Source organism: Mycobacterium lehmannii (assembly GCF_001499925.1).
GTDB lineage: Bacteria > Actinomycetota > Actinomycetes > Mycobacteriales > Mycobacteriaceae > Mycobacterium > Mycobacterium lehmannii.
Map to the genome: position 1 here is coordinate 18,593 of NZ_LQIR01000021.1, position 12,063 is coordinate 30,655.

The 12,063-nt window shown below is 66.9% G+C and carries 9 protein-coding genes; 6 read left to right on the top strand and 3 right to left on the bottom strand.

What is annotated here, in order from left to right; translation table 11 throughout:
* Positions 1-13 precede the first annotated feature (13 nt).
* On the top strand, positions 14-583 hold the full coding sequence (locus tag AU192_RS25105; RefSeq protein WP_082695007.1) for a hypothetical protein: 570 nt from the start codon (positions 14-16) through the stop codon (positions 581-583).
* Here AU192_RS25105 and AU192_RS12560 read toward each other — a convergent pair whose 3' ends face one another.
* Entirely contained in the window at positions 584-1,969 is a 1,386-nt protein-coding gene (locus tag AU192_RS12560) for a cytochrome P450 (RefSeq protein WP_064396572.1), read from the bottom strand.
* Positions 1,970-2,011: 42 nt separating this feature from the next.
* Here AU192_RS12560 and AU192_RS12565 point away from each other — a divergent pair, with 42 nt between their 5' ends.
* The 4 genes from AU192_RS12565 (at position 2,012) to AU192_RS12580 (ending at position 7,980) form a co-directional block, all read left to right on the top strand.
* Positions 2,012-3,469, top strand: a complete 1,458-nt coding sequence (locus AU192_RS12565) for an aldehyde dehydrogenase family protein (protein WP_064396574.1) — start codon at positions 2,012-2,014, stop codon at positions 3,467-3,469.
* A gap of 108 nt (positions 3,470-3,577) precedes the next feature.
* Entirely contained in the window at positions 3,578-5,953 is a 2,376-nt protein-coding gene (locus AU192_RS12570) for a lysylphosphatidylglycerol synthase transmembrane domain-containing protein (RefSeq protein ID WP_064396576.1), read from the top strand.
* A gap of 124 nt (positions 5,954-6,077) precedes the next feature.
* A complete protein-coding gene (locus AU192_RS12575; protein WP_064396577.1) occupies positions 6,078-7,022 on the top strand; it encodes a cyclopropane mycolic acid synthase family methyltransferase in 945 nt (314 codons plus the stop codon).
* A gap of 82 nt (positions 7,023-7,104) precedes the next feature.
* Positions 7,105-7,980, top strand: coding sequence for a cyclopropane mycolic acid synthase family methyltransferase (locus tag AU192_RS12580; protein ID WP_165593298.1), 876 nt, complete (start codon positions 7,105-7,107; stop codon positions 7,978-7,980).
* A 3-nt stretch (positions 7,981-7,983) separates the two neighbouring features.
* Here AU192_RS12580 and AU192_RS12585 read toward each other — a convergent pair whose 3' ends face one another.
* Entirely contained in the window at positions 7,984-9,234 is a 1,251-nt protein-coding gene (locus AU192_RS12585) for a KasA/KasB family beta-ketoacyl-ACP synthase (RefSeq protein WP_064396582.1), read from the bottom strand.
* Between the two features lie 76 nt (positions 9,235-9,310).
* On the opposite strand from AU192_RS12585, the gene AU192_RS12590 reads away from it, so the two are divergent.
* Positions 9,311-9,697: a DUF2237 family protein gene (locus tag AU192_RS12590; RefSeq protein WP_064396583.1), complete on the top strand. Its 387-nt coding sequence runs from the start codon at positions 9,311-9,313 to the stop codon at positions 9,695-9,697.
* Between the two features lie 16 nt (positions 9,698-9,713).
* On the opposite strand, the gene AU192_RS12595 is transcribed toward AU192_RS12590, so the two are convergent.
* Positions 9,714-12,056: a glycoside hydrolase family 65 protein gene (locus AU192_RS12595; RefSeq protein WP_064396585.1), complete on the bottom strand. Its 2,343-nt coding sequence runs from the start codon at positions 12,054-12,056 to the stop codon at positions 9,714-9,716.
* Positions 12,057-12,063: the final 7 nt, after the last annotated feature.

Here is a 12,063-nt window from a genome sequence, read left to right on the forward strand (position 1 = left end):
TAAAAGCACCGGCATGTTGACCAACCTGAAGAAGTTTTCACCGCTCCTGGTGGCCGGCGCGGCGGCTGCCGCGATCGCTGCCGCGCCTGCAAGCGTTGCTTCGCCGTCGTTCCTCCCGACCGGTGGCCCCTCGGGCTGCGTCGACCCCGCCGGCACAGGCTGCGCGGTCGCCCCGGCCCCGGCGCCCGCGCCGGGTGTATGGACACCGCCGCCTCCGCCCGCGCCGGGCGTGTGGACACCACCGCCGCCGCCTCCAGGCGCGCCCGCCGCGGCCGGCGCCGTTCCTGGTGGACCGGCCGGCGTGGCCGGACCCGAGGGCGCAGCGGGCGCGATCCCCGGCGGCCCGGCCGGCGTAGCCGGCCCCGAAGGCGCAGCGGGCGCGATCCCCGGCGGCCCCGCGGGAGCAGCCGGACCGCAAGGCGCGACGGGCGCAATCCCCGGCGGCCCGGCCGGCACAGCCGGACCGCAGGGCGCCGCGGGTGCCATCCCCGGCGGACCGTCCGGCGTGGCCGGCCCGCAAGGCGCCGCAGGGTGCATTCCCGGAGTCGCTTGCGGCAGCGTTCCCGCTACCGACATCCCCTGATCAGTTCTGCGTCGCGGATGACGTGTCGGCGGTGGCGGATCTTGATGCAGCTTGATCCGCCGCCGTCGACACGGCAGTCTTCTTCGCCGACACCGTGATTCGGGCACCGCGGTGCGGTGTCATGATCACGTGCTTGAGCTTCTGCCGCTCGCCTGGGGAGGTCGTCGTTGCCAGCTCGACGCGGCGCAACACCTCACGCAAAACCATCCGCATCTCCACCATCGCGAATCCCGCACCGAGACACCGGCGATTGCCGCCACCGAACGGCAACCACGTTGTCGGGCTCAGGGGCGCGCCGACCATGCGATCCGGGTCGAAGCGGTCGGGGTCGGGATAAATGCCGGCATCGTCGTGCACCAGCGTGATACTCGGAACCACCATCACCCCCGCAGGCAACCGGTAACCGGCGATTTCCACCGGCTCGGTGAGGATCCGGCCGACATCGGGAACGACGGGGCGATTCCGCAGCGTCTCTTTGGCGATCGCATCCAGATACTCGTCGTCGCCGGATTCGGCCGCCTGCACGGCCTTTGACAACACATCCGGATTGCGGGTCAACCGCTCCAGCGCCCAGGACAACCCGGTGGCGGTCGTGTCGTGCCCGGCAACCAACAGCGTGATCAGTTGATCGCGCAGCTCCCGGTCGGTCATCCCCGCGCCGTCGTCGACCCCGGCGCGCACCAGCATCGCCAGCGCATCGGTGCGCTGAGCGAGGTTGGGATCGGCGCGGCGGTCCGCGATCTCGGCATACAAGAGCCGGTCGGCGTGATCCATGTTGCGGCGCAACCGTTGCCACAGGCGATGTCTCAACAACTTGGGTTTGGCGATCGCCACCGACGCCCAGGGGCCGACGTTCAGCAGTTGCGGCATCACCTCACGCAGCGCGGCCAACCGATCCGGGTCGCTGGCGCCGATCACCGTCCGCAGGATCACCTCGAGGGTGATCTCCGACATCTTCGGCGCAACTGCGAACGGCTCCCCCACCGGCCACCCGGCGATGTTGTCCGCCGCGATCTCGGCCATCACGTCGGCCTGCCGCGCCACCGCGTCACGGTGGAACGGCGCCATCATCAGCCGGCGGCGCTCGCGGTGCACCTCGTCGTCGACCACCAGCACCGAGCTGTCCCCCAGCAGTCCCGCCAGCATCGAATTCGCCTCGCCGGCATGGTAAATCCGCGGGTCGCCGGCGAACACCGTCTTGATGTCGGCCGGATCGGAGAGGTAGACCATCGAGCCGACCATCGAATTGGTCAGCGTGAACACGTTGCCGTAACGGCGTTGGCAGATCGACACGATCCGCGGCCACCACCGCATCATCAGCAACAGCAGTGCGAACGACGGAAGCCGAGGACCCGGCGGCAACGCCGACGCCGTTGTTGTACTCATGCCTAATAGAGTAATGCTGCCGGCAGCGGGTAGGCAACGGCAATGAGCAGCTATCCCGATTTCGACACCATGCCCATCGGCAAGCAGTGGCGAGCAGGCTCGTCCGGCAAGACCCGGCAGGACACCGACCCCTACACCGGTGACGTGCTGACCGAGATTCCCCAGGCCGACGCCGACGACCTGGACGAGGCCTACACGACGGCCCTTGAGGCACAACGAGATTGGGCGGCCCAACCGCCCATGGCCCGCGCGCAGGTGATGCGCGACGCCGCCGACGTGATGGGGGCGCGCAAGGACGAGATCACCGACTGGTTGATCCGCGAGTCCGGCGGCACCGTCGCCAAGGCCGAACTCGAGTGGAACCTCGTCCGCTCGGTGCTGTGGGAAGCCGCGTCGATGCCCCACCACGTCGAGGGCAAGATCATGCCGTCCGACATCCCCGGCAAGGAGAGCCGCATCTACCGCGAGCCGGTCGGCGTCGTCGCGGTGATCTCGCCGTGGAACTTCCCGATGCAGTTGTCGAACCGCTCGGTGGCCCCCGCGCTCGCCGTCGGCAACGCTGTCGTGCTCAAACCGGCGGGCGACACCCCGGTCACCGGCGGACTGCTGCTCGCGCGGATCTTCGAGGAGGCCGGCCTGCCGCCAGGCCTGTTGTCGGTGGTGATCGGCTCGGGCTCGGACATCGGCGATGCGATCGTGGCACATCCGGTGCCGCGCGTCGTCTCGTTCACCGGCTCCACGCCCGTCGGCGAGGGCATCGCGGCGAAGGCCGGGATCAAGCGCACCGCGCTCGAACTCGGCGGCAACGGCCCCATCGTCGTGCTCGAGGACGCCGACCTCGACCTCGCCGCCAGGGCCGCGGTGTTCGGCTCGTTCTTCCACCAGGGCCAGATCTGCATGATCGGCAACCGGACGATCGTCGACGGCCGTGTCTTCGACGAGTTCCTCGACCGCTTCGTCGAGCGGACGAAGGCGCTGCGCGTCGGCGACCCGCGCGATCCCGAAACCCAGCTGGGGCCGATCATCAACACCTCGCAGGTGGAGTCCATCCAGGACAAACTCGACCGCGCCCGCACCGACGGCGCTTCCCTGCTGATCGGCGGCGACCCCTTCGGCCCGACCGGCCAGTGCCTGCCGCCGCACATCCTCACCGGCTCCAACGACGTGGCGACCGCCCGCGAGGAGGTGTTCGGGCCGGTGATGACGGTGATCCGGGCCGACGGCGACGAGGACGCGTTGCAACTGGCCAACGCCACCGAGTACGGGCTGTCGTCGGCGGTGTTCAGCCGCGACGTCGAGCGCGCGGTGCGGTTCGCCCGTCGCATCGACACCGGCATGACCCACGTCAACGACGCGCCCGTCAACGACGACGCCAACACGGCGTTCGGCGGGGAGAAGGCGTCCGGGATCGGCCGCTTCGGCGGCCAGTGGGCGATCGACGAATTCACCATCGAACACTGGATCTCCGTGCAGCACGAGCCGAGGCAGTACGCGATCTGACTTCCCCCGGTCCCCGGTCGGCCAATGAGCCGCTTTCCACGGGTCAGCGGCTAAGTTGACGGCGGGTCGCTACCGACGTGGCCCCCGACCGGAGAAGATCGTTGATACATGCGCGTTGACGGACGGGACATCGCCGTCTCCGGCAGCCTGCTGCAGCCTTTGACGAGGCGGACCAACGACATCGTCCGCGTCGTGCTGGCCGCGCTATTCCTCGCGGTCGTCATCACCGGCTCGGTCATCACCCGCAACGAGTGGGTGGCGCTGGAACGCTCGATCTCCGAGATCGTCGCGGTTCTGACGCCCACCCAGGCCAACCTGGTCTACCTCATCTATGGCATCGCGATCGTCGCGCTGCCGTTCGTGATCCTGGTCAGCCTGATCCTGTCGCGACAGTGGAAGCTGCTCGCCGCCTACGCCGCAGCGGCCGTCATCGCCGGATCCGCGTTGTCGATCAGCGGCCTGGGGCTGACCGCGCCGCGTTGGCACTTCGACCTGTCCGGGCGCCTCGACACGTTCGCGTCCCAATTCGTCGACGACCCGCGCTGGATCGCGATGCTCGCCGCCGTGCTCACTGTCTCCGGCCCCTGGCTGCCTGCCCGATGGCGGCGCTGGTGGTGGACCCTGCTGCTGGCGTTCGTGCCGATCCACCTGGTGGTCAGCGCGGTGGTGCCGGCCCGCTCGCTGGTCGGGCTGGCGGTCGGCTGGTTTGTCGGCGCCCTGGTGGTGCTCGTCGTCGGAACCCCCGGACTCGAGGTCCCCCTCGACGGCGCGGTGCGGGCGATGGCCCGGCGCGGTTGCGTCGTCACCGGCCTGCGGGTGGTGCGCCCGGCGGGTGCCGGACCGCTCGTGCTGACCGCCACCTGCGAAGACCAGCAGACCGCGGCGGTGATGGAACTTTACGGACCCCACCAGCGCGGCGGCGGCGTGCTGCTGCAGCTGTGGCGCAAAGTGCGGTTACGCGACCGCGAGACCGCGCCGCTGCACGCGTCGATGCGCCGCCTCGTCGAGCACCGCGCCCTGATGGCCATCGCGATCGGCGAGCTCAAGATCGCCAACGCGTCGACGATCGCCGTCGCCGCGCTGGACCGCGGCTGGACGTTGTACGCCCACTCCCCGCCCCGCGGAATTCCGATCAGCGAGTGTGCCGACTCGATTCCCGTCGGCCGGGTGTGGGAGTCGCTTCGCGACCTGCACGACTGTCAGATCTCGCACGGCGACCTGCGCAGCAGCGAGATCACCGTGGACGGAGACACGGTGCTGTTCGGCGGGTTCGACAACGCCGAGTACGGCGCCACCGACGCCCAGTTGCGCAGCGACATCGCTCAGCTGCTGGTGACGACGACGCATCTCTACGACGCGGGTTCGGCGGTGCGGGCGGCGATCGACGCGTTCGGCAACGACGCGGTGCTGACCGCGTCGCGGCGGCTGACCATGGCCGCGATGCCGATGCGCATCCGCAACTCCGTGACCGACCCCAAGGCCGTCATCTCCGCCGCCCGTGACGAGGTGAAGCGTCAAACCCGGGTGGATGAGATCCGCACCGAGACCGTCACGCGGTTCACCCGCGGTCAGGTGATCCAGCTGGTACTGCTGGCCGCGCTGGTCTACGTCGCCTACCCGTTCCTGTCCTCGGTGCCGACGTTCGTCACCGAACTGCGCACCGCGAACTGGTGGTGGGCGCTCCTCGGCCTTGCCGCCTCGAGCCTGACGTATCTCGGTGCCGCGGCAGCACTTTGGGCGTGTGCCGATGGGCTGGTCAGCCTGTGGGGGCTGATCGTGATGCAGGTGGCCAACAAGTTCGCCGCCACGACGACGCCCGCGGGGGTGGGTGGGCTGGCGCTGTCCGCGCGGTATCTGCAGAAGGGCGGTGTCAGCCCGATGCGCGCCACCACCGCCGTCGCGCTGCAGCAGTCGGTCCAGGTCATCACCCACCTGGGGCTGCTCATCTTCTTCTCCACCGCGGCCGGCGTATCGGCGGACCTGTCACGCTTCGTGCCCAACGTGACGCTGCTGTACCTGATCGGCGGTGTGCTGCTCGGGCTGGTCGGCACCTTCTTGTTGGTGCCGAAGCTGCGCCGGTGGCTGTCGACGGCGGTGCGGCCGCGGTTGGAGGAGGTGATCGGGCACCTCATCGCGCTGGCCAGGGAACCGCGGCGGTTGGCGATCATCATGGCGGGCTGCGCCGCGACGACGCTGGGCAACGCGTTCGCGCTGTGGGCGGCGATCGAGGCCTTCGGCGGTGACACGTCGTTCATCACGGTCACCGTGGTGACGATGGTGGGCGGCACGCTGGCCTCGGCCGCACCCACACCGGGCGGGATCGGGGCGGTCGAAGCGGCGCTGATCGGCGGTTTGGCGGCGTTCGGCATGCCCGCCGCCGTCGCCGTACCGTCGGTTCTGCTCTATCGGGTGCTGACCATCTGGCTGCCGGTCTTCGTCGGTTGGCAGGTGATGCGCTGGATGACCAGAAATTCGAAAATCTAGGCCCGTTGTCGTAGTGCCGCCCCTCACCACCGCAGTGCTCGGAGGTACTGTTTCACCATCGTGTCGAGAAAAAACTGCGCGATAGTCGAATATTCGTCCCTCGATCAGTTTTTAAGGGTGGGCCGTGGTGGGAACCTCAGATACACAGCAGAGCTCGACAGACCAGGCGCAGTCGAAGTGGCTGTCTAAATCCGCATCGCAGACGCGCGGATCGGACAAGGACGAGGTCCAGTTCCATTACGACATCTCCAACGAGTTCTTCAAGCTCTGGCAGGATCCGTCGCAGACCTACAGCTGCGCGTACTTCGAGAAGGACGACTACACGCTGGAGCAGGCACAGCTCGCGAAAGTCGACCTCTCACTGGGCAAGCTGGGTCTGAAGCCCGGAATGACACTGCTCGACATCGGCTGCGGCTGGGGTTCGACGATCCAGCGGGCCGTGGAGAAGTACGACGTCAACGTCATCGGCCTCACGCTGAGCGAGAACCAGAAGCGCCACATCGAGGAGAACCGGTTCGCCAACATCAAGAGCGACCGCAAGATGGAAGTCCGGCTGCAGCCGTGGGAGGAGTTCGAGGGCCGGGTCGACCGGATCGTTTCGATCGGCGCGTTCGAGCACTTCGGCTTCAACAAGTACGACGACTACTTCAAGAAGACCTTCAACTGGATGCCCGACGACGGCGTGATGATGCTACACACGATCATCATTCCCGAGGACGAGGAGATCAAGGCCAAAGGCCTGCCGCTGACCATGTCCCGGGTGAGATTCATCAAGTTCATCATGGACGAGATTTACCCCGGCGGACGTTTGCCGCTGGCCTCGATGGTGCGCGAGCACGCAAACAAGGCCGGCTACACGGTCACGCGTGAACAGCACCTGCAGTCGCACTACGTCAAGACGCTCGATACCTGGGCAGCGAACCTCGAGGCCAAGAAGGACGAGGCGATCGAGATCACCTCCGAGCAGATTTACGAGCGCTTCCGCAAATACCTGACCGGTTGTGCCGATCTTTTCCGCGACGGCTACACCGATGTCGCTCAGTTCACGTGCGAGAAGGCGGCTGCTTAGCCGGGTTAGGAAAAATGCGATATAAAGCTTGGTCGTTACGGGGTCGTCGGGGTCACGTAACCGCATAGGAGGCCAAAGGAAGATGTCGGATAGTTCGGGGACGACGATGAGGGTGGCGTACGAGGACGTTCAAGCCCACTACGACCTTTCGAACGACTTCTTCGGCCTCTTCCAGGATCCGACGCGGACCTACAGCTGTGCGTACTACGAACGCGACGACATGTCCCTCGAGGAAGCGCAGTACGCCAAGATCGACCGCGCGCTCGCCAAGCTTGACCTGAAACCCGGGATGACGCTGCTCGACGTCGGCTGCGGCTGGGCCTCGGTGATGAAACGCGCGATCGAGACCTACGACGTCAACGTCATCGGGCTGACGCTGAGCCGTAACCAGCACGCACTCGGCCAGCAGATTCTCGACGCCGTCGAGACCGAACGCTCCCGGCGGGTGCTGCTCAAGGGCTGGGAGGAGTTCGACGAGCCGGTCGACCGCATCGTGTCCATCGAGGCATTCGAGGCGTGGCCCAAGACGAAGTACAAGGCGTTCTTCGACACGTGCCACCGCGTCATGCCCGCCGACGGCCGGATGGTGCTGCAGACGATCATGGGGCACCCGCTCAAGCGCTGGCCTGAGCTGGGCATTCCGATCGTGATGTCGGACCTGAAGTTCATGCGGTTCATCGCCAAGGAGATCTTCCCCGGCGGCGCCGTGCCGTGCGACGAGGACGTCTACGAGTTCGCGGGGAACGCCGGCTTCACTGTCGCCGACTTCGACGACATGACCCCGCACTACGTGCGCACCCTGGACACGTGGGCCGAAAAGCTCGAGGCCGCCAAGGATCAGGCGATCGCGGTGACGTCGCAGGAGGTCTACGACCGCTACATGAAGTACCTGCGCGGCTGCTCGGACTTCTTCAGCCGCAACGTCAGCTACGTCGGACAGTTCACGCTGACCAAATAGCCGTTAGTAGGCGCCGAACACCAACGACACGTTGTAGCCGCCGAGGCCGAACGAGTTGGTGACCGCGTAGCGGTAGTCGGCGCGGCGCGGGCCTTCGGCGACCACGTCGAGGTCGATCTGCGGGTCGAGGTCCTTGAGGTTGAGTGTGGGCGGAACGAGCCCGTCGCGCAGCGCCTGCACCGTCAACACAGCCTCGATCGCACCGGCCGATCCCAGGGAATGCCCCAGCGCCGCTTTGGGCGCGTACACCGCGGGTGAGTGGTCACCGAGCGCCTTGCGGATGGCCCTGGCCTCGGCCAGGTCGCCGTGGACCGTGCCAGTGGCGTGGGCGTTGATGTGGTCGATGTCGGTCGGGTTGAGGCCGGCCAGTTCGATCGCCCGGGCGATCGCGTCGCTGGCGCGCTCGCCCTCGGGATCGGGTTCGGTGACGTCGTACGCGTCCGAGGTCATGCTCGCGCCCATCAGCCGGGCCAGCGGTTGCGCACCGCGCGCCTTGGCGTGCTCCTCGGTCTCGATGAGCATCAACGCGCCGCCCTCACCGAAAACCATGCCGTCGCGGTCCTTGTCGAAGGGGCGGCAGGCGCCCGCGGGATCGTCGTTGTTGGTCGACAACAGCTCCTGCAGGCTGAACGCCGCAACCGGGACCGCCTCGATGTGGGTCTCGACGCCGCCGCAGATCACCATGTCGGCCTCGCCCAGGACGAGGTGTCGCCAGCCCTGGGCGATGGCCGCGGCGCCCGACGCGTCGGCCATCACCGGCGAGATGATGCCCGCCTTCGCCTTCCGATCCAGTCCGACCGCGGCGGCCGCCCCGTTGGGCATGTACATCTGGATGGTCAGCGGCGACACCGCGCGCAGGCCCTTCTGCCGCCAGAGATCGTGCTGGAGCGGGATCTCCTCGGTGCTGCCGAGCGCGAGGCCGACCGAGACCGCCAGCCGGCGGGTGTCGACGTCGGGGTTGCCCGCGATCTCCCAGAGCCTGCGGCTCAGGACGGTCGACATCTTCTGCATATACGACGTCCGGCGCCGTTCGACGCGGTCCAGGTGCTCGTCGAGATTCTCGAGGATCGCGCCCCCGATGCGGACCGGGGAGTTGAACTCGTCGACGAACCACTTGTCGAGCGCCCGGATGCCGCTTCTGCCCTGCTGGAGCAGCTGCCAGGTCTCTTCGGCGTCGGTGGCCAACGCTGTCGTCGAGGCGACAGCGGTCACGACGATGTCGGGAAATCCGTCGCCAGTCCTGAGCGCGGCCATGCCGGATGCTCCTCGTTCACTCGAATATGTTCGGGTAGTACTGAATATTAGGACCCTCCGAAACGATGGACGACTGGTGGCTGAACTCAATGTGCTCGGCGAGCCGCTTCAGCCGTGCAGTTCTGACCCGCTGACCGGCTTCTACCGGGACGGGTGCTGCTCGACCGGGCCCGAGGATCTCGGCAGCCACACCATCTGCGCGGTGGTGACGGCGGAGTTCCTCCGGCACCAGCGGTCGATCGGCAACGACCTGTCCACCCCGCGACCCGAATACCGCTTTCCTGGTCTGCGGCCCGGCGATCGCTGGTGCGTGACCGCGGTGAACTGGTTGAAGGCCTATCAGGACGGCTTCGCCGCGCCGGTGGTGCTGGCGTCGACGCACGAACGCACGCTCGAGGTGATTCCGCTGGAGGCGCTGCGCGAACACGCCGTCGACGTGCCCGACGACCTCGGATCGCTCTAGCCACTCCCGTCGGGCGTCACGCCCTTCGGTACGGCGCGCGATGAGTGGGGAACTCGATGTCGCGCTCTGGCGGTGGTTTCGGGAGCGGTCGAGCGACGGGCTCCTTATCGACGGTCACCGGCTGACCGTGGTGGGTGAGGAGTACCGGATCACCCGACGTCAGTCGATACGTCGCTTCATGCGCGGTGACTTCCACCGCCAGGCAACTGTTGCGCCAGGTGACCCTGAACTTCAGCCGGTTCAGCGCCGGCGGAAGTGCGGGAGCGAACGTCAGTTCGTCTCCGCGACAACGCATTCCGCCGAAACCCGCCACGCAGACCAGCCACGTCCCGGCAAGCGCGGCGATGTGCAGCCCGCTGGACACGTTGTGATGGAGGTTGTGCAGGTCGATGAACGCCGTCTCGACCAAGTAGTCGTAGGCGAGCCGCAGCTGGCCGACCTCGGCGGCCAGCACCCCCTGTCCGCAGGCCGACAGCGACGAGTCCCGGACGGTTTGCGCCTCGTAGTACTCGAAATTGCGAACCTTCTCCTCCGCGGTGAACGCGTCGCCCCGCAAGTACATCGCCAGCGTGAGATCGGCCTGTTTGACGACCTGGGTGCGATACAACTCGAAGTACGGGTAGTTCAGCAGAAGCGGGTACGCGCTCGGCGGTGTCTCGGCGTAGTTCCACACGGCCATCCGGGTGAAGCTCTCCGACTGCTCGTGCACTTCGAGGTCGTCGTTGAACGGCACCACCATGTGCGAGGCCGCGACGCGCCATACCGCGGTCTCCTCCGCACTCACGCCGAGGCGGCGGGCCACCACCGGATTACGCTCACACGCGGCGGCGGCTTCGGTGAGATTGTGTTGGGCCATCAAGTTGGTGAACAGATTGTTGTCCACCAGCGCGGTGTACTCATCGGGTCCGGTGACGCCGTCGATCCGGAACTGCCCCGTTGAATCGTGGTGACCGAGGCTCACCCACAGGCGCGCAGTCTCCACCAGCAGCTCGACGCCGTAGTCGTTTTCGAATTGTCGGTCTCCGGTCGCAGCGACGTATTGTGCTGTTGCATAGGCGATGTCGGCTGTCACATGTACGGCCGCCGTCCCAGCCGGCCAGTAGCCGGAGCACTCGTCACCGTTGATCGTCCGCCACGCGAACATCGCTCCGTCATGGGCGAGCTCACGAGCCCGTCGCTTGGCGCTCGGCAACGTGGAGTGCCGCCAGCGCAGTGCAGCAGCCGCCGCTTCCGGCATGGTGTGGGTCAGCATGGGCAGGACGTAGATCTCGGTATCCCAGAAGGCGTGTCCGCCGTATCCGGTTCCGGTTAGGCCCTTCGCCGAGATGGGTCGGCTTTCACCGCGGGCCCCGGCCTGGAGCACTTGGAACAACGCGTATCGGATCGCCTGTTGGAGTTCCGGATCTCCGTCGATCTCGATATCGGCGTGGGACCAGAACCCATCGAGGTATTCGCGTTGCGCTGACAGCAGATTGTCCCACCCGGTCTGCTTCGCCTGCGCCAGCGCGGCCTCCACCTGCGCCCGCAACGCCTCTGTCGAGCGCCTGCTCGACCATCCGTACGCGATGAACTTCGTCATCCGCAGTACTTGGCCCTTGTCGACGTCGACCGCGACGGTCATGCGCGCCAGGTCGTCTTCGGCGCGGGTATCGCACGCGACGCCGGACGGGAGGTCGAGCTGGTGGTCCATGCCGGCGGCGACACGCAAACCGGAATGTCTGGTGTGATGGACGAGCAATGCGGAACTTCGCTCCGCGAAGGAGAATTCAGCGACCAGGGGATGATCCAGTGCGGCCGCCAGCCGCGGATCGTTACTTGCGGTGACCACCGCCTCGTTGGCGAGTAGATCGGACTGCACCACGAGTTCCAAGGACGAGTCCAGCGGTTCGACCTCGTAGCGGATCGCGGCCACCGCGCGCTGGGTGAACGAGACCAGGCGCTCGGAGCTGATTCGGACGCACCGCCCGGTCTGTGACGCCCAGACCGTGTTGCGGCGCAGCGTTCCGGTACGGAAGTCGAGGACGTGTTCGTGTTCGACCACCCTGCCGTAGCGCATATCCATCGGCGAGTCCTGGACGAACAGCTGGATGATCTTCCCATCGGTGACGTTGACGATGGTCTGGCCATCCTCGGGATAGCCGTATCCGCCTTCTGCATAAGGTAATTCGTGGTTCTCGTAGAACCCGTTCAGGAACGTGCCCGGTGTGCCGACCGGCTCACCCTCGTCGAGGGATCCACGCAGGCCGATATGGCCGTTCGAGAGAGCGAAGATCGATTCGACGTCAGGCAGCAAGTCGAGATCGAAGCCGGACAACCGCAGTTCCCAGGGGGCAATCTCGAACTCAGGATGGGCTGCCATGACGCCA